General features: G+C 62.4%; 19 protein-coding genes. 16 read left to right on the top strand and 3 right to left on the bottom strand.

The annotated features are described in order from the left end of the window. Positions 1-57: 57 nt before the first annotated feature. From AC07OG_RS08560 to AC07OG_RS08550, 3 genes are read right to left on the bottom strand one after another with little or no spacing between them, the layout of a single operon-like run. Positions 58-1,131 (bottom strand): lipocalin-like domain-containing protein, encoded by a 1,074-nt coding sequence (locus AC07OG_RS08560; protein WP_495066757.1) that lies wholly within the window; start codon positions 1,129-1,131, stop codon positions 58-60. Next, positions 1,121-3,592 carry an ABC transporter permease gene (locus AC07OG_RS08555; RefSeq protein ID WP_495066910.1) on the bottom strand — a complete coding sequence of 824 codons (2,472 nt, stop codon included), beginning with the start codon at positions 3,590-3,592 and terminating at the stop codon, positions 1,121-1,123. The genes AC07OG_RS08560 and AC07OG_RS08555 overlap by 11 nt, the downstream gene beginning before the upstream one ends. A 1-nt stretch (position 3,593) precedes the next feature. After that, a complete protein-coding gene (locus AC07OG_RS08550) occupies positions 3,594-4,262 on the bottom strand; it encodes an ABC transporter ATP-binding protein (protein ID WP_218423290.1) in 669 nt (222 codons plus the stop codon). Positions 4,263-4,729: 467 nt separating this feature from the next. On the opposite strand from AC07OG_RS08550, the gene AC07OG_RS08545 reads away from it, so the two are divergent. From AC07OG_RS08545 to AC07OG_RS08470, 16 genes are all read left to right on the top strand, one after another. Beyond that, positions 4,730-6,670 carry an acyltransferase family protein gene (locus AC07OG_RS08545; RefSeq protein WP_495066756.1) on the top strand — a complete coding sequence of 647 codons (1,941 nt, stop codon included), beginning with the start codon at positions 4,730-4,732 and terminating at the stop codon, positions 6,668-6,670. A gap of 526 nt (positions 6,671-7,196) precedes the next feature. Next, positions 7,197-8,549, top strand: a complete 1,353-nt coding sequence (locus AC07OG_RS08540) for a UDP-glucose dehydrogenase family protein (protein WP_495066755.1) — start codon at positions 7,197-7,199, stop codon at positions 8,547-8,549. Continuing rightward, on the top strand, positions 8,546-9,550 hold the full coding sequence (locus tag AC07OG_RS08535; protein ID WP_218423293.1) for an NAD-dependent epimerase: 1,005 nt from the start codon (positions 8,546-8,548) through the stop codon (positions 9,548-9,550). Before AC07OG_RS08540 ends, AC07OG_RS08535 begins: the two co-directional genes overlap by 4 nt. Positions 9,551-9,599: 49 nt before the next feature. Continuing rightward, positions 9,600-10,346, top strand: a complete 747-nt coding sequence (locus tag AC07OG_RS08530; protein WP_495066754.1) for a sugar transferase — start codon at positions 9,600-9,602, stop codon at positions 10,344-10,346. Next, on the top strand, positions 10,347-10,994 hold the full coding sequence (locus AC07OG_RS08525) for a CpsD/CapB family tyrosine-protein kinase (protein ID WP_495066753.1): 648 nt from the start codon (positions 10,347-10,349) through the stop codon (positions 10,992-10,994). Between the two features lie 22 nt (positions 10,995-11,016). Then, positions 11,017-12,042 (top strand): polysaccharide biosynthesis/export family protein, encoded by a 1,026-nt coding sequence (locus AC07OG_RS08520; protein WP_495066752.1) that lies wholly within the window; start codon positions 11,017-11,019, stop codon positions 12,040-12,042. Between the two features lie 16 nt (positions 12,043-12,058). After that, a complete protein-coding gene (locus AC07OG_RS08515; RefSeq protein WP_495066751.1) occupies positions 12,059-13,651 on the top strand; it encodes a GumC family protein in 1,593 nt (530 codons plus the stop codon). Then, a complete protein-coding gene (locus AC07OG_RS08510; RefSeq protein ID WP_495066750.1) occupies positions 13,648-14,742 on the top strand; it encodes a glycosyltransferase family 4 protein in 1,095 nt (364 codons plus the stop codon). Before AC07OG_RS08515 ends, AC07OG_RS08510 begins: the two co-directional genes overlap by 4 nt. Beyond that, on the top strand, positions 14,739-16,106 hold the full coding sequence (locus AC07OG_RS08505; RefSeq protein ID WP_495066749.1) for an O-antigen ligase family protein: 1,368 nt from the start codon (positions 14,739-14,741) through the stop codon (positions 16,104-16,106). Before AC07OG_RS08510 ends, AC07OG_RS08505 begins: the two co-directional genes overlap by 4 nt. Then, complete coding sequence (locus AC07OG_RS08500; protein ID WP_495066748.1) at positions 16,103-17,071, top strand: glycosyltransferase; 969 nt, start codon at positions 16,103-16,105, stop codon at positions 17,069-17,071. The genes AC07OG_RS08505 and AC07OG_RS08500 overlap by 4 nt, the downstream gene beginning before the upstream one ends. Next, positions 17,064-18,200: a glycosyltransferase gene (locus tag AC07OG_RS08495; RefSeq protein WP_495066747.1), complete on the top strand. Its 1,137-nt coding sequence runs from the start codon at positions 17,064-17,066 to the stop codon at positions 18,198-18,200. The genes AC07OG_RS08500 and AC07OG_RS08495 overlap by 8 nt, the downstream gene beginning before the upstream one ends. A 12-nt stretch (positions 18,201-18,212) precedes the next feature. Next, a complete protein-coding gene (locus AC07OG_RS08490; protein WP_495066746.1) occupies positions 18,213-19,211 on the top strand; it encodes a polysaccharide deacetylase family protein in 999 nt (332 codons plus the stop codon). Next, complete coding sequence (locus AC07OG_RS08485) at positions 19,208-20,512, top strand: lipopolysaccharide biosynthesis protein (RefSeq protein WP_495066745.1); 1,305 nt, start codon at positions 19,208-19,210, stop codon at positions 20,510-20,512. Before AC07OG_RS08490 ends, AC07OG_RS08485 begins: the two co-directional genes overlap by 4 nt. After that, the gene (locus AC07OG_RS08480) at positions 20,509-22,428 is read left to right on the top strand and encodes a hypothetical protein (RefSeq protein WP_495066744.1); all 1,920 of its coding nucleotides are present in this window, start codon (positions 20,509-20,511) and stop codon (positions 22,426-22,428) included. Before AC07OG_RS08485 ends, AC07OG_RS08480 begins: the two co-directional genes overlap by 4 nt. Before the next feature lie 84 nt (positions 22,429-22,512). Next, entirely contained in the window at positions 22,513-23,199 is a 687-nt protein-coding gene (locus AC07OG_RS08475) for a GNAT family N-acetyltransferase (RefSeq protein WP_218423305.1), read from the top strand. A 4-nt stretch (positions 23,200-23,203) separates the two neighbouring features. Next, positions 23,204-24,376: a GNAT family N-acetyltransferase gene (locus tag AC07OG_RS08470; RefSeq protein ID WP_495066743.1), complete on the top strand. Its 1,173-nt coding sequence runs from the start codon at positions 23,204-23,206 to the stop codon at positions 24,374-24,376. Positions 24,377-24,385 lie beyond the last annotated feature (9 nt).

Below are 24,385 nucleotides of genomic sequence, written 5' to 3'. Positions count from 1 at the left end.
GCTCCCGTGGGGTTCAATAGGGTAGAGATTGTGCGCAATGGGGAGTTCCGGGGAAAATCAGTGCCCCGTCATTTCCAGGTACCCCTGCCCTGCATGACTGCCACTGAGCCGCACCGGCCCCTCCCAATACGCAATGCGCAAATCCATCCAGGCATTCGGATTGAGCGCGGTAAGGGTGATATCGACGTGTTTTTCGGGAATGCTGATCGACCAGCGAATGGGCATCTTGCGTCCGGCCACCGTGGCGGTTTCTTGCGGCGTGAGATGGATGTCGCGGGCGCTCAATAGCTGTGTCTGGCCCTGGGCGTCGATCCAGGTGCCGGTGATGTATGGCTCACCGTCCTTTTGCCGCATGCGATAGAGCATCAGCTGTTCGCCGCCGGCCAGGTGCAGGGAAAACCAGTCCCAGCCAGTCTGGTTGGCCGTCAGCGGTTGGCTGCTCCATTCGCGGTCGAGCCAGGCCGGGCCGTTGACCTGGAAGGTTTTGCCGTCGATCTCCAGGGTGCCGCTGGCCTGGAAGAACGGCTGGCTGTAATAGTACGAGGCCTGGCCCTGTTCGGATTTCTGGCTGAATCCCTTGACCCCCTGCAGCACCAGAGGGAGCGTCGAGGTCAGCCGCAGTTCGTAGCTGAACCCCTTGTCACGGGCGCTGAGTCGCACATCGGCCAAGGGATTGTCGGCAGACGCCTGACTGCTCAAACTCCAGTCGTCGATCCACGCGATCAACGGATGCAGGCTGACCCCGGCCTGGCCCACGCCACCACGGGCGTAGCGTTGCGCGGCGTGATGCACCGTAGCCGAGGTCACCGCCGCGTGGCCGAACCAAATGGTCTGATTACTCCAGCCGCAGGTTTGTGGAGCGGCGCTCAGGGCGCTGCGAAACAGCGTCCATTGCGCACCGAACTCACGGCCCTGATCGTCCTTCAGGTTGGCGGTGACGTACCACCACTCGATGCGAAAACCTTCATGCGCGCCATGGTCCGCCGGAAAGCTGAACACTCGACCGGGCACTACCGGATTGAATGTGGCGGCCTGGTCGCCCAGCCCGGCGAAGCCTTTTTCCGGCGGCTGCACTTGATCGCAACCGCTGGCCAGCATTGCCAACAGCAGCAGGCCAATTCTAATCCTCATGGGCAAAGGTCCTCAGCAAGTCCGCCGGTTGCGTGCGGTACAAGCTGTACAGCGGCCACGCCGAAGCCAGCAGCGTCGCCATTATCGCCAGCCCCATCAACTGCAACAATTGCACCGGGTACACCCGCAACGGCAGGCGCCAGCCAAAAGCCTGCACGTTGATCACCGTATCCAGGCACCAGGCCAGGACGATGCCCAACGGCAATGCCAGGACCAGGGTCAGCAGCGCCAGCAACCAGGTTTGCCCCAGATTGAGCAGCATCAGTTGCCGACGCGTCACGCCCAGCGCCCAAAGTGGCGCCAGTTGCCCGAGACGGCTCTGGCTTTGGGTCAGCAGACTGATGAACAATGCTACCCCGGCCACGCACAGGGTCAGACTGTTGAGTGCAGCGGTAGCGGCGAAGGTGCGCTCGAAAACCTGGCTGGACCAGTCCTTGAGCCGCGCCTGATCGACAATGCGGCTGTCGTCCAGGTTGAAGCGCGCCTGCAGCGCGGTGACGAACACCGGGATCGCCGCCGGCTCGATACGCAGGTTGAAACGCTTGGGAGCAAGCTGCGGCCAGTGGCGCAGCAGGTGGTTGGCATTGACCAGGATGTGCCCCCCGGGATTGCCGTAATCGGCGTAGATGCCGACGATCCGTGGTGACCAGGATCCGTTTGGCGTCGGCAGCGTCAAGTGGTCGCCCAGATGCAGGCGCAGCCGCCGCGCCAGTTGTTCACTGAGCATCAGCGTATCGTCGCCGGCCAGATGATCCCAAGGCCGCTCGTCGAGGGTCTCCAATAGCGGCCAGTGCTGGCGATAGGTCGGGTGGTCGATCACGCCGAACACCTCTGCAGGCCAACCCTGCAACTGGATCGACACCTGCCAGTTGGGCAGCACCGCGGTCAGATGCGGCTGCTGTATGAGCCAGCTGTGCAGCTCCCGGGCCTGTGCCGGGTCCTGAGGGTTGAGGTACAGCTCGGCGGTCAGCCGCTGTTCGAGCCAGTCGCTGAAGGTCTGGCGAAAACCGCCGGTCATGCTGCCGGCGCCGATGTTCGCCGCCAATGCCAGCAGCAGCGCCATCAAGGCCAGGCTCAGGCTTGGCAATTGCTGACGGCAATCGGCGAGAAACCATTGCCCGAGCACCGAGCGACTGCGCTGCAACCCAAGGTTGAGCACGCTACTGAGCAGCACCGGCAATGCCAGCGCGGCCCCGATCAACAGTGCAGCCATCAACACGAAGCCGCTGACCAGGCTGTCGCCAAAAAACAGTGCCAGCACCGCGATCACTCCGGCCAGGCACGCCGCCCAGGCCTGGCGTCGCAACCATCGCGCATGAGCCTGATGCCACGCTTGCGGGGCGGCCAGGGCCAACAAGGGCAAACGCGCGGCGCGCAGCAGACTGCCCGCCCCGGCCAGCAAGGCACCCAACAGGCTCAGACCGATGCCGCTTAACCACCACAAGGGGCTCAGGTTCAACTGCCCCGCCACTTCGGCGCCGTACAACCCACGCAAACTGGCAGCGACGTCCGGCAACAGCATACCGGCCAGCAGGTAGCCGCTGACGACCCCAGCCACACCGCCGATCAAGGCCAGGGCGCCGAGTTCGACAGCGAGGCAGGTGATCAACATCCGCGCGCTGACGCCGCAGGCGCGCAAGGTCAGCAGCAGGCCCCGGCGTTGCTCCAGCGCCAGGCCGATCGCGGCATGCACGATGAACAGCCCGACCACGAACGACAGCACCCCCAGGGCATCGAGGTTGAGGTGGAAGCTTTCGGTCAGGCGCGCCAGATTGTTTTCTTCGCCGCCGGACCTGAACTGCAGTTGGCCTTTGAACGGTTCGGGCAGTGGCGCGTTGAAGTCCTTTGGCAGCAGCAGACGCGACAGCTGGCCCGGCCACTCCAGCACCTGTTGGGCGAAACCAATGTCCATCAGCAACAGGCCGGGGGCCATTTCAGCTTGGACCTGCAGGGGGGGCAATGCCTGGCCATTGGCAGCGACCGGGCGCTCGCCCTCATGCATGGCCAACGCCTGCAGGGTCTGCGGCGCAATCCAGGTGCGCCCCGGCGCACTGAAGAAACCAACGACTTGCTCGATGGCCAGAGCCTGTCCTGCCACCGCCGCCCCGCTCGGCAGCGACACCGGCTCGATGCCCATCAGCTGCAAACGCTGCTCCTCATGGCCCTTGAGCGTGACCCGGCCTTGCAGCAGTGGTGACACCGGCCACCCTGCGCGGCGCAGATCGACGAACAGTTGCTGGGAAAAGGTCCCGCCCCCCGGCGCGCTGAGGCTGGCCTGGGGTTCACCGCCGATCAACTGGCTGGCCCGGGCATAGCTGTCGCGCGCCTGGCTGTTGAGCGCCTGCACACCCGCCAGCAGACTGGTCGCCAGCCACAAACCGGTCAGCACGCTGAAAAACTGCACCGGATGCCGCCGCCAATGACTGAGCAGCGCCTGCAGGGTAACGCCGAAGATGCGCATATCAGTGTTCAGCCACAGCGGCCAGGCGACCACCGTGCAGCACCACCTTTTCCGCCAGGCGCGCCGCTACAGCGGGACTGTGGGTGACCATCAGCAGGGTCGTGGGACTGTCGTCGAGCAGCTCCAGCAGCAACGTCAACACCTCGGCACTGGTGGCTTCATCAAGGCTGCCGGTGGGTTCGTCGGCCAGCAACAGTTCAGGTTGCGAGGCCAGGGCGCGGCCCAGCGCTACCCGTTGCTGTTGACCGCCTGAGAGTTGTTCCGGGTAACGCTGCAGCAAGTCGCCCAGACCCAGGCGGTGTACCAGATGCGCTTGCCAGCGTGGGTTGTGGCGCCCCGCCAGACGCGCCTGAATTGCCAGATTGTCTTCGACGCGCAAGCTGCCGATCAGGTTGAATTGCTGGAACACCAGGCCGATCTGGCTGCGCCGCCAGTTCGCCAGTTGCCCTTCATTCATCTGTTCCAGCCGGTATTCGCCACTGCGAATGCTGCCGGAGTCGACCTGGTCGAGCCCGGCGATCAGGTGAAGCAAGGTGCTTTTGCCGCTGCCCGACTCGCCCATCAGCGCCAGGCTGCTGCCGGGCCTGAGCGTCAGGTCGACGCCTTGCAGCACCGGCAACGGCCCTTGGGCTGTGGCGTAGCTTTTGAAAACGCCGCGGACTTCTAGCATGGGATGACCCGTTCAATAAGCCTGGGCCAAGGATAGCGGCCCTGAATGGTTTTTGTCCGGTGACGCTTTTGCCAGCCCCTGACGACGGCGGCCCTGGCGATGAACGATGCGGTGCTGACCGTTGGGCACCCTATCCCCTGTGGGAGCTGGCTTGCCTGCGATGGCGGCCTGTCAGTCAGCAGTGATGTCGAATGTGCCGGCCTCATCGCGAGCAAGCCCGCTCCCACAGTTTGATCTTCGGTGAATGCCAAGCCTGTGCGCGCCACAGATCCCTTGAGCGAGCCTGCTCACGATGGCGGTGCCTGAGGTGGCCGGGAAATTAAGCGCGCCGATTCATGGCCGCTGATTTTGCGTACTGCCATTTTCCAGCTACAAATGACCAGTGGTGAAGTGTCCTGGATCCAGACAGTGAATGTCACGGGGGCGGACGTCGATGGATAGTTCCACTGAGAAGGATGGTCAGGCGCATGACTCAAGGCAAATACCGCTCCGACATCGACGGGCTGCGGGCTGTAGCGGTGATTGCGGTGTTCTTGCATCACCTGGGCAGCAGCTTGTTACCCGGCGGCTTCGTTGGCGTCGATATCTTCTTTGTGATCTCCGGGTTCCTGATCACCTCCCAGGTGTTTTCCGAAGTCAAACGCAATGCCTTCTCGCTGAAGGGCTTTTACCAGCGCCGCATCAACCGCATCGTTCCGGCGCTGGTCACAGTGTTGTTGGCGACAGTAATCCTGGGCGCCTTCATCCTGTCTCCGGTGGACCTGGTCCGGCTCAATGTCAGCGCCCTGCTCTCGCTGTTGGGTGTTTCCAACGTGTACATCTGGGTCAAGTACGGTAACTACTTCGCCGCCGATGCCAGTGAAGCGCCGCTGCTGCATACCTGGTCGCTGGGTATTGAAGAGCAGTTCTATGTGATCTGGCCGCTGTTCATCGTCTTGCTTTATCGCCTGGCGCCGCGCTACGTGCTGCCGGTGCTGGCCATTGGCGTGGTGGCTGCGGTGGGCGTTTCCGAATATGCCACCGGGGTCTTCGCGACGGCCGCCTACTACCTGCTGCCCACGCGCTTTTTCGAACTGATGCTGGGTGGATTGCTTGGGATCTATCTGCACCAGCCGCGAGTCATCGGCAAACTGGCGGCCCATGGTCTTGCCCTGGCGGGTTACCTGTTGATCGGCTTCTCGCTGTTTGCCCTGAACGCCAATTCCACCTTCCCCGGGTTCAACGCCCTGATTCCCTGCCTGGGCGCTGCCTTGCTGATTCTCGCGGGTAGCGGTGACCGGCATTCACGCCTGCTCACCAGCCGGCCGATGGTGTTCATCGGCCTGATTTCCTATTCGTTGTACCTGTGGCACTGGCCCTTGATTGCCTACCTGAACTACCTGGGCATCGCCATCGACCTGCCAGTGGCGACGCTGCTGATCGCCGCCTCGATCCTGCTCTCGTGGCTGTCCTGGCGATTTGTCGAGGTGCCTTTTCGGCGCAACGGGGCGACATGGCAGTTTTCCCGGGTGTTCACCCGCCGCTTTGCCCTGCCGGCCCTGGGGCTGGCCGCAGTGGCGGCGCTGAGTCTGCAGTTCAACGGTTTTCCACAACGCTTCGGTCCGGGGGTTTCGGCGCTTGAGGCCATGACCCTGAGCAAGCCCAGCGAGATTCGCAGCGGCTGTCACGTCCCCAATGCGCTGTACAACACAGCCCCCAACGACAACTGCCGCCTGGGCGCGAAAAAGGACAAGGTGGACGGCATCATGATCGGTGACTCGTTCGCCAATCACTTCACCGGCATGGTCGATATCCTGGCCAGACCGAACGACATCGCGCTCATGGATTACACCATGGATTCGTGCCCGCCCATCATCGGCTATACCGCCGACATGCCCCCGGTGTATGCCGCCCATTGTGCGAAACGCAATGAACGGGTGTTCAGCCTGATCGAGCAGAACCATTACCGCTATGTGGTGCTGGCAGCGATCTGGCCCAAGGATTCCAAGGCCCGCGACCTGGTCGAAGCCAGTATCAAGCGCGTGGTCGAGAACAGCGGCCAGGTGATTGTCATTCTGAGCAACCAGCACATTGAAAAGGCCGCGAGCTGCCCGATCCGTCGCCTGATGTTCAACTCCAAACGCAGTTGCGCGGTGCCCCAGAGTGCCTTGGCGCCCTATTGGGCGGACGTGCAGGCGAAGTTCCCGCAGGTACGATTTATCGATCCCAATCAGGTGATATGCCCGGCAGGCGTATGCAGCCCGATCATCCAGGGCAAGTTGTTGTACCTCGATGATTCGCATTTGAATGAAGTGGGGGCGCGCTTCATTGGCGACACCTTGCTCAGCCGGGGTTTCACCCTGCTGCACGACCCGGTGAAGGCGGCGCGTACCGCCGACGTGCGCCCAGCAGATGCCAGCGTCAATTGAGTCGACTGGCGCTCTCGGTGGGCGCCATCTCGACCTCAACGCAATCAGATCGAGGCGCACTTTGTGCCTGCCTCCACCCACTCTCGCGGCCAGAGGCCGACAGATTTTTCGCCCAGCTTCAATGGCCTGATCATTGTCTTTGCAATGACCAAAAACCTTAACCGCCAATAATTTGTCGGCCCGTTTTTGGCAGTAGCATTACGCCACCCAGGAACAACAACAACCGAACTATTTAGTAAGGCGCCAAAAAAACGGTGACTCAAATCTGACACACTCGACCAGCTACAACCCTTGAATATCCTCGCTTACGACCGTCCATCGATTAATTCAAAGGTCTCACAAGCCAGCAAAATCATGGCAAACCCAAGACCAGCAGGCGTTTAGTGGCACATAGCCCCAAACCTGGGGGAATGTCTTACCGATTTAACATGCCATTTTGCTGACGCACTTTCCCGAGGCTGGTCTATACCCCTTTTGGCACACATGTTTCCTCTCTCTTCTTCACCGTCTTGTGAGGCACGCCAAAATGGACGTGAGCGTTTTTGGTACGGGCTACGTCGGCCTGATACAAGCAGCGGCACTGGCCGATGTCGGACATCGGGTGCTATGTGTCGACATTGATCCGAACAAGATCAAGCAACTGCAACAAGCCGTACCGCCGATCAGTGAGCCGGGGCTGTCCAGCACGCTGGAGGAAAACATCAAGGCCGGCCGGTTGTTCTTCACCACCCAGGCCAGTGATGCGGTGGAGCACGCCGAGCTGATTTTCATTGCCGTCGGGACGCCCGCCGATGAAGACGGTTCAGCCGACCTCAGCCATGTGCTCAACGTGGCCAGGCAGATTGCCGACTACATGGAGGCCGACCGCACCCTGATCATCAAGTCCACCGTGCCGGTCGGCACCGCCGACCAGGTCAGTGCCACCGCCCTTCAGGAGTTGCAGCGCCGGGGCAAGAGCGGGTTGAAAGTACGGGTGGTCTCCAACCCGGAGTTTCTCAAGGAAGGCAGCGCCCTGGCCGATTGCATGCGCCCGGACCGCATCATCATCGGCACGGCTGACGATGAGGCCCGCAGCCAGATGGCCGAGCTCTACGCGCCGTTCTGCCGTAACCATGAAAAACTGATGTTCATGGACAACCGCAGCGCCGAGCTGACCAAGTACGCAGCGAACGCGATGCTGGCCACGCGCATCAGCTTCATGAACGAACTGGCCAACCTCACCGAACTGCTCGGGGCGGACATCGAATCGGTGCGCAAAGGCATCGGGTCGGACCCGCGCATCGGTTATCACTTCATCTACCCGGGTTGCGGCTTCGGTGGTTCGTGTTTCCCCAAGGATCTGCGCGCCCTGCTGCATACCGCAGAAAACAATGGCATGCCGCTCAAATTGCTGCGCAGTGTCACGGACGTCAACGACAGTCAGCGGCATATCCTGTTCAGCAAACTGCGGGCGAAATTTCCCGAGGGGCTCGCCGGCAAGTCCATTGCGGTCTGGGGGCTGGCCTTCAAACCCAACACCGATGACATGCGCGAAGCACCCAGCCGCTATCTGATGGAAGCACTGTGGGCCGAAGGTGCGAGCGTGCAGGCCTACGACCCGGAAGCCATGTCCGAATGCCGACGCCTCTACGGCTATCGCAATGACCTGCACCTGTGCGCCACCCGCGACGACACCCTGGAAGACGCCGACGCCCTGGTGATCTGCACCGAATGGAAAAACTTTCGCGTCGTCGACTTCGATCTGCTGGCGGGCAAACTGCGCTCACGAGTGATCGTCGACGGACGCAACCTGTACAACCCGGAACAAGTCGCGGCGGCAGGCCTGCATTACAGCGGCATTGGCTTGCGCCACATCGTCCCCGAGGCCGTACGCCCATGAAGATCCTCGTCACCGGAGCGGCCGGCTTCATTGGTGCCCATTGCGTATTGCGGTTGTTGCGCGACGGGCACCAGGTGTTCGGTCTCGACAACTTCAACGACTACTACGACCCGCAACTCAAGCACGATCGCGTGCGCTGGGTGCAGGAGCAGGCCGGCCCTTTCCAGCTCTCGACGATTGACCTGGCCGATGCCACGGCCATAGAGACTCTGTTTGCCCAGGAGCTACCCGAGGTGGTCATTCACCTGGGCGCCCAGGCGGGGGTGCGTTACTCCCTGGAAAACCCGCGAGCCTACGTCGACAGCAACCTGAGCGGGTTCCTCAACATCCTCGAAAGCTGCCGCAAGCACCCGGTCAGGCATTTGATCTACGCCTCGTCCAGTTCGGTGTACGGCGCCAACCAGCACACCCCGTACTCGGTGCAGGACAACGTCGATCACCCGCTGTCGCTGTACGCCGCAACCAAGAAATCCAACGAACTGATGGCCCACAGCTACAGCCACCTGTTCGGCATTCCTTGTACCGGCCTGCGTTTTTTCACCGTGTACGGTCCGTGGGGCCGCCCCGACATGTCGCCGATCCAGTTCGCCCGGGCGATTGCCGAAGGCCAGCCACTGAAGCTGTTCAACTACGGCGAGCACCAGCGCGACTTCACCTATATCGACGACATCATCGAGAGCATCGCCCGCTTGATCGACCGTGCGCCACAGGCCAATGCGCAATGGGACCGCGAGCTACCGGACCCGGCCACCAGCATGGCGCCCTGGCGGATCTACAACATCGGCGGCCAGCATCCGGTGGAACTGAAGGATTACCTGGCGCTAATGGAGAAACACTTGGGGCAAAAAGCCCAGGTCGAGTTGCTGCCCATGCAACCCGGCGACGTACTCAACACCTGCGCCGATGCCAGCGACCTGGCACGAGCGACCGGTTTCCAGCCGCAAATCGAGCTGGATGAGGGACTCGGGCGGTTCATCGCCTGGTTTCGCACTTACTACTGATAACTACCCATCGACCATGCTGCTCGCGGCGAAGACTGCGGAGGACCCTATGACTGGACATGAGAAAAGTGTGCCGCTAAATCAACTGCGCCCCGACAAGCGCCTGGATCCCGAGCAGCGCATGCGCATCGATGCCGCCATTCATATGCAGGGCCGTGGCTGGGTTACCGGTCGAGACGGTGGCCGCCCATGGACCTTGTCGCGCACCAATCGCGTGCTCGCCTGCCTCGGTGCGCTGTCGATCCTGTTGATCATTTCGCCCGTATTGCTCGGGCTGGCACTGGTCGTCAAATTCACCAGCCCGGGCCCGGTAATGTTCGTGCAAAAACGCACCGGTTACCGCGGCCGCATGTTCGGCATGTACAAGTTCCGCACCATGGTGGCCAATGCCGAGGAGCTCAAGGAGTCCCTGCGGCACTTGAACAAACACGGGGCCGACGCCATCGATTTCAAGATCGACAAGGACCCGCGCATCACCCGCATCGGCGGGTTCATGCGCCGTACCAGTCTCGACGAACTGCCCAACCTGTTCAACGTGGTCACCGGCGACATGCGCCTGGTAGGCCCCAGGCCGACGTCGTTCAACGCCTACCGCTACAAGGACAGTCATCTCGCTCGCCTGAGCATTTACCCCGGCATGACCGGCCTGTGGCAAATCTCCGGGCGCAGCAACATCGACTTCGACCAGCGCGTTGAGCTGGACCTCAGCTACATCGCCGAGCAGAGCCTGCTGCTTGATCTGAAGATTCTTTTGAAAACCCCCTTCAAAGTGTTCAGCGGACACGGAGCCAGTTAAATGGACGGTTCAATTGCCAAAAGTCTCAGCATTGCCAACCCGAGCGAGTCCAACCTGACTTCGGCCGTACTCGATCAAGATCTGCGGATCCTCTTTCTGACCGCCGCCAACCCCGGCACGGGTACCACCACCAGCGCCCTGGCGCTGGCCAGCCAGCTGGCGCAAATGAGCGGCGGCCTGGTGTTGCTGGTAGACGCGAGCCAGTCGGCGACCAACCTCACACAACAGTTGGGGCTGACCAGGGAGCTGGGGTTTCGCGACCTGCTGTTCAATGATCAGAGCCCACCGCTATTGCAGGACTGCGTGGTCAACGTGTCCAGCCTGCCCTTCCACATCCTGCCGTTTGGTCGTTACTCGCGCAGCACCGAACACCTGACGCCGGAGCGCCTGAGCCCGCTGTTCAATCAGCTTGGCAGTCAGTACCGCTTCGTGGTGATCGACGGCGACGCGGTGTATTCGGCCGCCGATACCCTGGTCATCAGTACACAGGTCGATGGCGTGGTGATGGTCGTGCGTTCTGAAGACACCCGCTGGGAAGTCGCCCAGGCGGCGGTCCAGCGCCTGAGCCAGGCCGGGGCGAAACTGGTCGGCAGCGTGTTCAACCGACGCAAGTACTACATGCCCAAGTGGCTGTACAAAAACCTGTAAGCAATCAGAAAAGGATGACGCCATGAACGCCAGAATGCTTGTCCTGCTGTTGCTGCCGCTTGCAGGTTGCTCCAGCACCTCCGATAACGCGCAAAGCATGCCGGTGCAGATTCTCACTGCCGCACCGGCCAATGCCCAGGCCACCGATGTACCCAAGGTCGAGCAAACCCTGCGCCCTCAGGATGTGCTGGACGTGATCTTCCACATCAGCACCAGTGGCTCGAATGCCTATCGCGTGCAGTCCGGCGACACCGTCGCGCTGAACTTCACTGCCGCCAGCCAGCTCAACGGCACCCAACTGGTGATGCCTGACGGCACCATCGAACTGCCCGGTGCCAACACCTCGGTGAAAATCGAAGGGCTGACCCGTGATGAAGCCCGTCAGGAGATCCAGCGCGCGTACGAGCGCAAACAGTTGTTCCAGCCCAACCGCAATCAGCTGTCGGTGGTCGTCACCACCCCGCTGACCAATGAGCAGAACCTCAGGTCCGTACTCAACCACCCCGGCACCGGCATGAGCCGTGAGATCACCGTGGGCACCGACGGCTACGCCAGCTTTCCGGAAATCGGTTCGGTGCCGCTGCAAGGCATGACCGTCAATCAGCTCGAAGACTTCCTCAACAAACGCTACGCCCAACTGCCCGGGCGGATGACCGTGGACGTGCTGCTCAAGTCCACCGCCGGAAACGAAATCTATGTACTGGGTGAAGTCGGGCAGCCGGGGTCCTACCCCATCCGCCGTCCGGTGTCGGTCCTCGAAGCCCTGACCATGGCACGTGGCTCCAACATCAAGGCACGCCTGGACTCGGTGATGATCATGCGGCGCAACGGAAATCAGGTGGTCGCGCACCGTTACGACGTGGGAAAAGCCTTGTCTGGCGACGCCACCCAGATCGCCTACCTGCAAGCCGACGACATGCTCTATGTGCCCAAGACCAAATTGGCCAGCGCCGGTGAGCTCGCACGGCAACTGGCAGACGTGGTGTTGTTCCAGGGCGTGGGCATGAGCTTCAGCTACCGCGTCGACAACAAAGACAGTGATGACTAACTCACAGGTGACCGTTATGAATCCAAAGGAAAACTACCTGCACGAGTTCTTCAGGATCTTCTTCGCCAACAAGCAGTTGGTGAAACGAGTCTTCCTGGTCTTTGCAGTGATCGCCCTGGTCTTGCCGCTGTTGCTCAAGCAGACCTTCGACATCACCGCCCAAGTGATTGTGCAATCCAAGAAACTCTCCCAGGGCGATGCCACTACCTCGCTCAATCAGGAGAATGCGTCCTTCATTCCACCTTCGTTGGCGGACATGGAAACCGAGAGCAATATCCTGCGCTCGCCAGCCTTGATCCGGCAGACCATCAGCCAGTTGCGCGACAAGGGGGAGTACGATCCCCCTGTCAGCGTGCTCAACAAGCTGGTACTTGAGCCGATCCAGCGTTTTGTGACCCACCCGATTCGCGAACACCTGGTCAATCCGGTGCGCAATATGCTCGGCCTGGAAACCGATCCGGTACGTGACACCCTGCTCGATGCCCTGACCCAGGAAGCGTCCGACGATCTGAAGATCGAGACCTTGCCTGGCTCCAACGTGATTTCCATCATCTACAGTTTCCCCGACCCGGCCCAAGGCACCCGGTTTGTCGCGGCGCTGCTGCAGAACTACCTGGTCAGTCGTCAGGAACTGCAGTCCATCGACCTGCCGCAGAGCTTCTACGAAACCAAGAAAACGCAGTACCAGACGCGCCTCGATGGCCTGGAAAACAATCGTCTGACGATGCTCGAAAGCATTGGCTCGTCCGATCCCCGGGAAGAAATCACCTTCCGCCTCAACGCCATCAACACCGAGGAACAAGCGCTGAACCTGTATCAGGATCGCCTGCTGCAGAGCCAACGCTGGCTCGACTACCTCAAGACCAACCTGGCCGCTGCCAGCAATGCCAGATTCAACGACTACACCTTCCCCTATACCTTCACCACCACCGTGGATAACGTGGCCTTCGAAGACCGTGAGGTGAAGCAACTGGGCGAGCAACTGACGACCCTGGTCAGCCGCTACATGAGCGACCTGGCGATCTTCCAGCCCAGCAGTGAACCGATGTTGCTGGCGCGTGAGCAAATCACCCGCACCCGCGCCCAGTTCCTCAAAGTGGTGAGCAACCGGATTCAGGAACGCACCAACGACCTGGCGGTTGTCAGCTCGGTGATCGACCAGAAAACCGCACGCATCGCCGAGTTCAAGAACCGCATCCACCAGTTGCAGGAAACCCAGAGCAAGCTGCGACAGATGGACACCGAGATCGACGCCCTGCACGCGGCGTTCTCCACCTACGCCCAGCGTTTTGCCGAAAGCAGCACCGCACGGGCACTGGACAACGACCTGTCTAACGCACGGGTCCTCAGCCCACCGTTTGAACCGACTGAAGCGGCGTTCCCCAAGCCGATGCTGATTATCCCGTTCGGCCTGTTCACCGGCTTGCTGTTGGCGATTGCCCTGGTCTACGTGCGTGAGTTCTTCGATCACCGCTTCAAGCATCCAGCGCAAATCACCCATGAACTGGGCCTGCCGGTGCTATTGGTGATCAACGAGCAGAACACCCTGCCAAGCAATCCGCACAAGAACTGGAGCGTTCCGGGCCTGCTGCATTGGGTGCGCAATTGAACGTGCCGCTCGGTACCCCTCGCGCCCTGCCGATCATTCACTTGCTCAGCAGCGGCGGCTTCTATGGGGCCGAGCGGATGCTGCTGGACCATTGCCTGGCAACGCCGGGACAGCACCAGGTGCTGTTTCTCGATGCGCCGCCGGAACTCGTCGCGCGCTTTCGCCAGGCCGGCGTCGATTGTCAGGGCTGCGCGGGTTTGGGTCAGTTGCTGGGGTATTTGCGCCAGCGGCGAGACCAGCGGCCGCTGATCAATACGCACAATTTCAAAGGGCTGTTGTTCGGCTGGGTCGGCGCCACGCTGTTGCGCCTGCCGCTGGTGATTACCCAACACGGCTTCACCCCGCGCAGTCGCAAGCAGAAGTTCTACACCTGGCTGAGCCTGCAACTGTGTCGCACCGCATCGGTGGACCGCGTGGTCTGCGTCGCCGAGAGCATCGCCGTGCTGCACCGCCAGGCCAATGTGCGCACGGAAAAACTGCAGGTCATTCCCAACGGCCTGCCGGCCGCCAACGAGCCGCCGCCAGCGGTCGGCGTACGCCAGCGCTGGCTGGCCGGGTACGTCGGACGATTGAGCAGTGAAAAAGGTCCGGACCTGTTTCTCGATGCATTGATCCCGTTGTGTCAGCAGTACCCGCAACTGGACGCCGTGATGCTCGGCGATGGCCCGGAGCGGCAAAGCCTGCAGGCGCGGATCGAAGCCGCCGGGTTGCGCGAACGCATTACGTTGCCGGGCTACCAGACCGAGATGCGCCAGTGGTGGCGGCAACTGGATGCGCTGGTGATCAGCTCGCGCACCGAAGGCACGCCGATGATTCTGCTCGAAGCGATGCAGGCCGGCGTGCCGGTGGTGGCGTTCGGGGTCGGTGGCATTCCCGACGTGCTGCAGGATCGGCACAACGGCTTGCTGGCGACGCCCACCGACAGCGTCGCCCTCGCCCGCCAGATCGACACGCTGCTGGCTGAGCCGGCCCTGGCCCGGCAACTGAGCGACAACGCCAGGCGCACCCAACTGGACCGTTACGACCTCAAGGCCCTGGCCGAACGCTGGTCGCAGCTTTATATCCGTACTGCACGGGAGGCACGCGCGTGATTTTTCCGCTCTCGATCGTCAGTTTGCTCGGTCTGGTCTGCCTCGCTTTGCTGGCCAGCCCTTATCCCTTTCTGGCGCCAGGAGCGGTGCTGGGCCTGGTGGGCGTTGCGCTGCTTTACCGCAAGCCGACCTGGGGCCTGTTGGGCATTGCCGCCATCCTGCCCTTTGAAGGCCTGTTCAAGGACAACGCCTTTTCCGGTTCCAAGTTCCTCGGCGCATCGCTGGTGCTGATCCTGATGCTGCAACTGGCGATGCACCAGATACCCTCCGAGCGTCTGCGCAGCAACATCTGGCGCTACCTGGTCGGCTTCATGACCCTGTACCTGCTGAGCTTGCTCAACACCGACAACATGGGCATCTCCCTTGGCCATCTGCGCGAACTGAGCGTGGGCGTGATTCTGTTTGTCATCACCCTGCTGATCGGGCGCGAGATGAATCTGGCCCTGTTCTCGCGGCTGGTGGTCGTCAGCATCGCCGTGACCTGTGCCATGGCGATATTCTCGGCCAAATATCAGGAAGCGGGGCGAGCTTCGGGCTTGCTCAAGGACCCGAACAACTTCGCCCTGTTGATTGCCTTCGCCGTGCCTTTGGCCCTGCTGCTGGTGATCCGCAGCCCAAACCTGTTGCAGCGGATTTTCTGGGGTGGCTGCACGCTCCTGCTGCTGGGCGGCATGACCAAGACCGATTCCCGTTCCGGCCTGGTGGTACTGTTCCTGAGCCTGATGATCGGCGCATGGCACTATCGCGCCTATTTGCCGCGCATCCGCCCGCGCCACCTGGGTTTCGCCATGCTGGGCCTGGCGATCGTGATTCCACTGGCGCTGTATGCGATGCCGGCCGGATACGTGGCGCGCATTCAATCGCTGAGCATCCTCAGTTCCGGCGCCAAGAGTCAGGACCCCTCCCTGGGACGTCGCTCTTCCTACATTGTGGTCGGCAGCGCGATGATCGCCGAGAACCCGCTGCTGGGCACCGGCCCCGGCACCTTCCCGCTGCACTATGCAACCACCGGCTACGCCAAGGCGTTTTCCAACACCGGCAAGCCCGAGGACCTGTACCGCCGCGCCCACAACACTTACCTGGAAATCTTCAGTGAACTGGGAATACCCGCCGGCCTGATGTTTGTAGGAATGTTGGGCCTGGGCTTGTACAACCTGGCCCGGGCCCGACGCGCCTGGATGCTGCGGCGCAATTGGGATCAGGCCAATGTGCTGACACACCTGGGCATGAGTTTCCTGTCGTTGACCTTGTTCCTGATGTTCCTCAGTGCGCCGAACCATAAGTACCTGTGGATCATGCTCGCGCTGACCAGCGTGCTGCGCACCAAAGCCGAAGAAGCACCATTGATGGAGGCCAGGGCATGAAGAGCATCAGTATCGTCATTCCGATGTACAACGAAGCGCGGCACATCAGCCGGACCCTGTTTGCCGCGCAACATGCCGCCGATGCTGCCGGCCTCAAGTGCGAGTTGATCGTGGTCGACAACGGCTCCACCGATCAGGGCCCACAGATCGCCCGCCAATTCGGCGCCGAGGTACTGGTGATGCCCGGGTTACTGATTGGCGCCCTGCGCAATCGCGGCGCAGCCATTGCCCGCAGCGAATGGCTGGCGTTCATCGATGCCGATATCGAAATGCCCGAGGACTGGCTGGTGCGACTCATCGAGCTCGAGGCCGATGGCCAGGCCGACGTGATCGGTCTGGACTTGCACACCCCGACCGAGGCCCCGTGGTTCGCCGATGCCTGGCAACGCCGCACAGCGCGCCCCGACGCCCAGCCGCTGCAGGTCGTGCAATGGTTGCCCACCTCCAACCTGCTGATGCGCCGTCGCTGGTTCGAAAAGGTCGGTGGCTTCAATGAACAGTTGCGTACCGGCGAAGACAAGGAACTGACCATGCGCCTGGCCGAGGCCGGCGCGCGCCTGCTCGCGGTCAACCAGAGTGTGGCGTTGCACTGGGGTTACGAAGCCAGCTGGCGCGAGTGGATGGGCAAGGAACTGTGGCGCCAGGGCAGCCATCTGCAATTGCTGCGTACCCATGGGGCGAGCCTGCGCCTGCTGCGCTTTCCGATGCTGTCGCTGGTGGTCTGGCTTTTGGATTTTTTGGCGATCTCCGCCCTGTTCGATGGCTTCCCTCATCACGCGCTGTTGATGGTGTTGGTGACCACCCTGCCGGCACTGGTCTTGAGTGTGCGCCAGAGCGCCAAACACCGTGACCTGTCCCTGACCCTGCAACTCTGGGGCCTGCACTGGGTGCGTCTGCACCTGGCCGGCGCCGCGTTCATCCTCAGCCTTTGTCATTGGAATGCCAGGAGGCCCGCCCGTGGCTGAACTCATTTTCTGGTTGTGCCTGCTGTTACCGGTGTATGCCTACCTCGGCTATCCGCTGCTGCTGACCTTGCTCGCGCCCCTGTATCCGGCGCCACGTCACGGCCCGGCACAACCGATGGACGTGAGCATCGTGATTGCCGCGCACAACGAAGCACGGCATATCGAAGCCAAGTTGCGCACCGTGCTCGCCCAGGATTATCAGGCGCGTTCGCTGCAGGTGATTCTGGCCAGCGATGGTTCGACCGACGACACCGTGGCCTGTGCCCGCAAAGTCATCGACCCGCGCATCAGCGTGCTCGACCTGCCACGCCAGGGCAAGACCACCACGCTCAACGCAGCGGTGACCCTGTGCAGCGGCGAGACTCTGGTGTTCACCGATGCCGACAACCAATGGTCGAACGACACCCTCGGTCACCTGCTCGCGCCCCTGGTCGATCCGCAAGTGGGCGCCTGCGCCGGGCACATGCTGATCCCCGTGACCGGCAAAGGCCTGAGCATCGGCGACAGCCTGTATCGGCACTACGAAGGCTGGCTGCGCAAGGTGGAAAACCGCACCGGCTGCATGGTTTCCGCCGATGGCGCCCTGCTCGCCTTGCGCCGCGAGTTGTTCCAGAACATCCCGGCGGAGGTCAACGACGATTTCTTTATCAGCACCTGCGCGCCGGCGGCGTCCAAACGCATTGTCTACGTGCCCGAAGCCCGGGTGACCGATCAGGGCGTCGACGAAGCCGACAAGCAGTTCCGTCGGCGCCAGCGGGTCACCGTCGGCGGCCTGCAAAGCCTGGCCCAGCGCCGGGAACTGCTGAACCCGTTCAAGCATGGCCTGTATGCGATCGCCCTGATCAGCCACAAGCTGATCCGGCGTCTGGCGCCGGTCCTCTTGCTGCCGTTGCTGCTGAGCAACTTTTGGTTGTGGGACGAGCATGCCTTCTATCGCCTGAGCCTGATCGCGCAACTGTGCGGTTACACGGTGGCCATCGCCGGCCTGCTGGATTCGCAACACCGTTTGCCCAAACCCTTTCGCCTCGCCGCGTTTGTCCTGGTGACGCTCGCCGGGATGAGTATCGGTCTGTGGCTATTCCTGCGTGGCCAGCGCTATGCCCAATGGAACCCCGAGCAAAATCGATGAGAGGCGCAAGCCATGGCGATTAAACAACTGCTCAAGCGCACCAGCGGCTGGCTGTACCTCAACTCCCCGGTGGGGCGCAATCAACTGCACGGCGCCGGGGTGATCCTGATGCTGCACCGGGTGCTGGCCGACGACAGCGCGGCCGAACTGCCCCATCGCAATGAGCTGTGCGTCGGGCCCAAGGCTTTCGAGCACCTGCTGGTGTGGCTGAAAAAACACTTCGACTGTGTGCCGCTGATGGACATCCTGCAGCCGGCGCTAGCCTCGCAACGGCCGAAAGTGACGCTGACTTTCGACGACGGCTGGCGTGACAACGCACTGCACGCCTTCCCGTTGCTGTACAAACACCAGGTACCGGCGAGCGTTTTTCTCTCCACCGATTTCATCGGCAGCCGCCAGCGGTTCTGGTGGGAAAGCGTTGGCGAAACCCTCTGGGGCAGCCATGGCGAACAGGCGCGCCTGCACCTGATCGAATGCCTGCAGAAGATGGGCCGGCCATTGCCGGGCCTGTACGATGATCCGGATAGGCAACGCCGCAGCCTGGCCCTGCTGCACTTTTTGCAGAACCTCAAAACCCTGTCACCCCTGGACCTCAATCGCCTGACCGACGAGTGCCCGCAGGAGTCCTTGCCCCAGGCGCTGGACTGGCAGCAGGTGCGTGCGCTGGAGGCGTCCGGCCTGGTGCGCTTCGGTCCGCACGGTGCCAGCCACGCGATCCTCACCGGGCTCGACGATCAACGTCTTGCGCAAGAATTGAGCCGCAGCCGCCAGGCGTTGATCAACGGGTGCAATCGGCCCTTGCCAGTCTACTGCTACCCCAATGGCGATAACGATGCGCGGGTGCGCCGGCAGGTGGCCGATCACGACTACCCGTTTGCCCTGGGTACCGGAACCGGAATCTACCGGGGCACCGAAGAACCGCTGAACCTGCCGCGTTTCGGCGTCAGCCAGCGCACTGCACGCAATCCTGAGCTGTTGTCCTGGCGCCTCTACCGTGGGGCCCGCCCATGAGTCGCAACCGTTACCTCAAACACCTGGCCCTGAGCATGGGCACCAAATTGGCGATGATTGCCCTGCGCCTGCTGCGCAATGTACTGCTGGCACGGATACTCGGCCCCAGCGAACGCGGGCTGTTTGCCTTGCTCAGCACCCTGCCCGACCTGATCAGCGCCGCCACCAGCGGCGGGCTGAATTCGGCGGTGGGTTTCCAGGCGGCCAAGCAACGGCCGATGGGTTTGCTGTTGAGCCAGGTATTGGTGTTCGGCTGTCTACTGGCGGGCTTGCTGACATTGCTGGTGGTTGCGCTGACGCGCGAGTTCGGTGCCGAACTGGAGATCACCACGCAACTGGGCCTGCTCGCCTGGCTGCTGTTGCTGGCCGTGCCGCTGACCGTGCTCAAGAGTGGCTTGCTGACCTTGCACAATGCCTCGGGCGGTGTGGTCGCCTTCAACGCCCTGCGCCTGATCGAGTCATTGACCCCGCTGCTGCTGTTTCTGGCGATGTTCTGGATGTGGAAAACCGCCGCCCTGGAAGCGGCATTGATCAGCTGGCTGGCGGGTATCAGCCTGGTGGTGATCGCCGGCTGGGTCTGGCTCAAGCGCGATCAACCGCTGACCCTGCAATGGGACCGCAGCAGCCAGAAGGAACTGCTGCGCTACAGCGCCCGCAGCCATCCCGATCTGTTGTTCCAGCAAGTGATCCTGCGCTCCGACTACCTGTTCATCGGCGCCTTGCTCGGCACCACCGCACTGGGCCATTACGCCATGGCCAGCGCCGCCGCCGAGTTGCTGCTGATTGTCCCGGAAGCGGTGACCACGCCGCTGATGAAACGCTTGCTGCAACAGGAAGAAGGCATCGAAAAAGTCACGCCCCTGGCCCTGCGCCTGACCGCCACGGTGATGCTCGGCGCCTGCCTGAGCATGGCTGTGATCGGGCAATGGCTGATCGTCACACTGTTCGGCGCGGCCTATCAACCGGCCTATCCGGCCTTGCTCGCGCTGCTGCCGGGCCTGCTCGGCCTGTGCTACGCGAGCATCCTGCGCCTGGACCTGCTGGGCAAGAACCGTCCCGGCACAATCTCGCTGTTGATGGGCATCGGCGCCCTGCTCAACCTGGCGCTGAATCTGCTGCTGATTCCGCTCTATGGCATCGTCGGCGCCGCCGCCGCATCGTCCATCGCCTATCTGGCGGTGACCGTTGCCCTGTTGGTGATGTATTGCCGGCTGAGCCAGGTACCGGTCTGGCAAACATTGATCATTCTGCCCAGCGACGTCGCGCCGATGCTGCAGATGCTGCAACGGAAATCGGCATGAGAGGCCTGCTGTTGCTGGTGAGCCTTGGCCTGGGCCTGGAGGTCCAGGCGGCGCCCATGCGTTGGGCCGACATCCGCGACGGCAGCCTGTACCTGCAAGCCGATCGCCCGGACATACTGAAAGTCGTGTGGGCGCCGGCGTGGCAGGCCGAGGCCAATGAAGAGCGCCTCTACCTGCTCGACGGCCAGGGCAAACTTGCGGGCGAGCGCAAGATCGCTGCCAGTGAAGTGCGCGGCAGCCAGAGCTGGCCCCTGGCACCGAGTGCCGCCAGTTACCGGCTGGAGGTTCCGGGCTACAGCTTCCGGCGCTATACCCTTGAACACGACGATCGCACAGTGGCGCTGTTCGCTCCGGCCAAGGTGCATTTCAGTGCCGAGCCCCGGGACGGCGACGAACTGTTTTTCAAGGTCGCGGCGGGCGAGCACGCGGTGCTGGCCGGCAAGTACCATGGCGGCGTCGGCGGTTTGCAGGCACAGCGGATCGGTGACGGCAAACAGTTGTCGCTGTCGCTCAAACCCTACCCCGCCTATTGGCAGTTCGACAAAGTCGAGCTGCCCGTGGCCCCGGTCGATCAGGTATGGCGCCTGCGCCTGCGCGGCAGCGGCAAGGTGGCGTTCTGGCTCGACGGTACCGCCAACCTGTTCGCGCAGAACCCACAGCAACTCAAGCCCCTGCGCGAAGACGACGGCCAGGTGCGGCTGACGCTCAGCCAGCAGGTAATCGGCACCACGCCGAACCTGGGCGTTGCCCTGCCGTACGTGCTCCCGCCGGCCTCCAGTTTCGCCGTGCTCGATGCCCTTCAGGTCAAGGCTGCCACCTATTACAGCCTGGTCGACATCATGGCGACGCGGCCGCACTACGAAGACAAATTCCGTCGGCTGTATCAGGACCGTTTCGGCATCACCCAGGACATCACCCTGCTGGCCGGCAGACAACGCCAGGCTGATCTGCGCGCCGACAACACCAGCAACGCCGGTCTCGACGCCTGGCTTGCAGCGACTCGTGCACTGGGTGGCAAGGGCACCCACTACATCGGTTTTGCCGATGAACCGAACCTCAACTACCCGGACTACGCCAGCTATCAGCGCATCTTCGACAGCATGGCCCGGCAAGTGCTCAGCAACCCGGAAAACGCCAAGGCCGGCGTACGCATCGCCATGCCGGCCAGCTCACGTTTCGTCAACGGCCCGTTCATCAACAACGCCGCCGACAAGCGCGGCATCGACTGGGCCCGGCGCCTGCTGGCCGAATCAGGCGACAAGATCGATGCCCTGGCCTGGCATGAATGGATGATTCGCGACCTGCTGGCCACCCGTGTCTATCGCGAAAGCGTGCGCCGCGCCGCGGACCTGGTGGGGCTCGACGCCCAGGGCCGGCCGCGCAAGGCCTTGCTGCTGGACCAGACCAACATGTCCAGCGGTGCCAGCCTGAGCCCTTACGATCAGGAAACCCACTACGCCTCTTTGTGGTGGGCCTCGGTCGTGATCAATTCGTCCCAGGACGGCTTGCTCGACATGCTCGCCTTCTTCCAGGCCGCCGATGAGCCGGAGTACCCCAAGGGCATGCTGCGCGTGCTCGGTGACAATCACTTCGAACTCAAGCCTGTGGGCCTCGCGCAGCAATTCATTGCGCAGCACTGGCTGCACGATGTGATGCGCCTGGAGAACGAATCCTTCGAAGTCGACGCCCTGGCCATGGCCACCGAGCTGCAACGCAGCCTGCTGGGCGTGAACAAAGGCGCACGCTTGCAGCGTGTGAGCCTGGCCGGCGTGGCGTGCCCGCTGACCAAAGGGGCCCTGCGCTATTTCGGCGCCGACAACCGCAGCCGCGACGCACCGTTCAACTGTCAGGACGGTCGCGTCAGCTTTGATCTGCCAGCAGAAACCCTGTTCGCCCTGAGCTGGAGCGCCCCATGAAGGTCATTGGTTGTTTTGCCGCGCAGCCGACAGCTCGCGCTTTGAGTCACTCCACTCACGGTCAACGCCGTCAGGAGTCAACACATGAATATTCTGCAAAAACTCAGCGAACACATCAGACAAAAAGGCCTGCGTGCCACCTTCAATAAAGTCTGGAAGCACTACGTGTTTTTCCACGAGGAGCTGCTGTGGATGGAGCGCGACCTGGTCAGCCCGGTACCGCCGCACAAACTTCGGGCCTACAAGCCGCTGCGCCTGGAAACCATCACCGCGCAAAACGCCGTGGCGTTCACCCGGCACTTCGGCGACCGCGTGGGCACCATGGCCGAACTGGCGCGCGAGGGCCATACCGGGCAAATGTACCTGGATGAGAACGGCGACACAGTGGCCTTTATCTGGGGCAGCAAGCGCGATTACCACGACCGCCACTACTACGGTTGCCTGTTCCCGGTGAAGCCCGGCGAGTTCTTCGAATTCGGCGGTGAACTGACCCGGGCCTATTGGGGCACCACGCTGTCGGTGGACTTGCAACTGGACCTGTGGAAAACCATGGCCGCACAGGGTTGCAACAAGGTGGTGGACGTCTGCGAGTCGCACAACATACCGGCCCTCAAGCTGCACATGCGCATGGGCTATCGCGAGCAAGGACGAATCATGAACGTCTACAGTCTGTTCGGTTGGCGCTTCTACCGTGAAACCCGTTACAGCGACTCACGCCTGGATGCCCTGCGCAAACCGGCACCCTCTCCCGTTACAGCCGAGGCGACCTGACCTTATGTCTGCACGATTCGAATGGCGCACTTCACTGTGTGCCCCCGACTTTCCGGCAGCGGCTTACGAAGCGTTGCGCTTGCGCGTAGCCGGGCACACGCCATTCAACACCCTGGCCTGGATGTGCGCCTCGCAACAGGCGCTCAGAACCGGGGAGCAGTTGCACGTGTTGCTCGCCTGGCAGGGCGATGAACTGCTGCTGTGCCTGCCATTGGTGGCGTCCGTTGAGCGCTTTGCGCGTTTGCCGTTTCGGGTCCTGCATCATCTGGGTTATCCACTGGCCGACCGCCTGGCACTGCTTTCGAGGCTGGACGGCGAATCATTGGCAAAAGCGCTGACGCAGATCCGCCAGCGCTTGCCCCACGCCTTGTTGCAACTCAATGAACTGCCCGGCCTCACGGGCGAGCAAAGCCCCCTCCAGGCATGGGTGGCGCGCAGTTCGACCGCTGAGCAACGCCTGAGTTGTCGGGTGCCGGTGCATCTGATCAGCGAGGCCGATCACCAGGAAGTCTCTGGCGATCCCCGCTACAAACTGCGCCGGGCGCGCAAACGCATCGCCGCCTGTGGCGCGCAAATCCGCCGCATCACCCCGGACGCGTCGACCATGGGGCCGCTGCTCGAGGCCATCGCCGAAGTCGAAGCGGTGAGCTGGAAAGGCGACGAAGGCGTGGGCATATTTTCCGATGAGCGCCATCGCCAGTGCATGCACCGCGCCTTCACCGCCCTCGCCGCCCAGGGCCTGGTGCGCGTGGTGCTGCTGGAACTGGAGGGGCGGTGCATCAGTTATCGCCTGGGTTTGCTGGAGCAGGGCCGGCTGTACGACTACAACCTGGCGTTCCTGCCGCAGTACGCTGATCTGGGCAGCGGTCGGGTGCTGCTCGAAGAATGGATTCACTGGGGCCTGGACGACCACTGGCAATGGATCGATGCCTCGCGGGTGAGCCTGGAAAATTCCAGCCACCAATTGCATGAGCGCATGACCGGGCTACTGCAACACTGGCGCTGGAGCTTCTATTCCTGGCGCCCCGGGGGACTCGCGCTGGGTCTGGCCCTGCGCTTCTGGCAACGTTTCAAGCCCTGGTTGCAACAGCGACGCGCCCGGCGTGCAGCAGCCGCGGCAGCGTCTCCGGCGCCCGTCACCACACCGGCAGTCAAAGTCGCAGCGCCTACCGAATAGCGGCACCTA

The sequence above is a fragment of the Pseudomonas sp. GW821-FHT09H03 genome (assembly GCF_059415945.1).
This window is presented reverse-complemented; position numbering and strand designations above follow the sequence as displayed.

What these genes read in the sequence shown, in the direction of transcription:
- AC07OG_RS08545 (WP_495066756.1), top strand. Translation starts at nt 4,730, where the DNA reads ATGACTCAAGGCAAATACCGCTCCGACATCGACGGGCTGCGGGCTGTA.
- AC07OG_RS08520 (WP_495066752.1), top strand. Translation starts at nt 11,017, where the DNA reads ATGAACGCCAGAATGCTTGTCCTGCTGTTGCTGCCGCTTGCAGGTTGC.
- AC07OG_RS08480 (WP_495066744.1), top strand. Translation starts at nt 20,509, where the DNA reads ATGAGAGGCCTGCTGTTGCTGGTGAGCCTTGGCCTGGGCCTGGAGGTC.
- AC07OG_RS08515 (WP_495066751.1), top strand. Translation starts at nt 12,059, where the DNA reads ATGAATCCAAAGGAAAACTACCTGCACGAGTTCTTCAGGATCTTCTTC.
- AC07OG_RS08500 (WP_495066748.1), top strand. Translation starts at nt 16,103, where the DNA reads ATGAAGAGCATCAGTATCGTCATTCCGATGTACAACGAAGCGCGGCAC.
- AC07OG_RS08470 (WP_495066743.1), top strand. Translation starts at nt 23,204, where the DNA reads ATGTCTGCACGATTCGAATGGCGCACTTCACTGTGTGCCCCCGACTTT.
- AC07OG_RS08530 (WP_495066754.1), top strand. Translation starts at nt 9,600, where the DNA reads ATGACTGGACATGAGAAAAGTGTGCCGCTAAATCAACTGCGCCCCGAC.
- AC07OG_RS08535 (WP_218423293.1), top strand. Translation starts at nt 8,546, where the DNA reads ATGAAGATCCTCGTCACCGGAGCGGCCGGCTTCATTGGTGCCCATTGC.
- AC07OG_RS08475 (WP_218423305.1), top strand. Translation starts at nt 22,513, where the DNA reads ATGAATATTCTGCAAAAACTCAGCGAACACATCAGACAAAAAGGCCTG.
- AC07OG_RS08485 (WP_495066745.1), top strand. Translation starts at nt 19,208, where the DNA reads ATGAGTCGCAACCGTTACCTCAAACACCTGGCCCTGAGCATGGGCACC.
- AC07OG_RS08555 (WP_495066910.1), bottom strand. Translation starts at nt 3,592, where the DNA reads ATGCGCATCTTCGGCGTTACCCTGCAGGCGCTGCTCAGTCATTGGCGG.
- AC07OG_RS08490 (WP_495066746.1), top strand. Translation starts at nt 18,213, where the DNA reads ATGGCGATTAAACAACTGCTCAAGCGCACCAGCGGCTGGCTGTACCTC.
- AC07OG_RS08560 (WP_495066757.1), bottom strand. Translation starts at nt 1,131, where the DNA reads ATGAGGATTAGAATTGGCCTGCTGCTGTTGGCAATGCTGGCCAGCGGT.
- AC07OG_RS08540 (WP_495066755.1), top strand. Translation starts at nt 7,197, where the DNA reads ATGGACGTGAGCGTTTTTGGTACGGGCTACGTCGGCCTGATACAAGCA.
- AC07OG_RS08550 (WP_218423290.1), bottom strand. Translation starts at nt 4,262, where the DNA reads ATGCTAGAAGTCCGCGGCGTTTTCAAAAGCTACGCCACAGCCCAAGGG.
- AC07OG_RS08525 (WP_495066753.1), top strand. Translation starts at nt 10,347, where the DNA reads ATGGACGGTTCAATTGCCAAAAGTCTCAGCATTGCCAACCCGAGCGAG.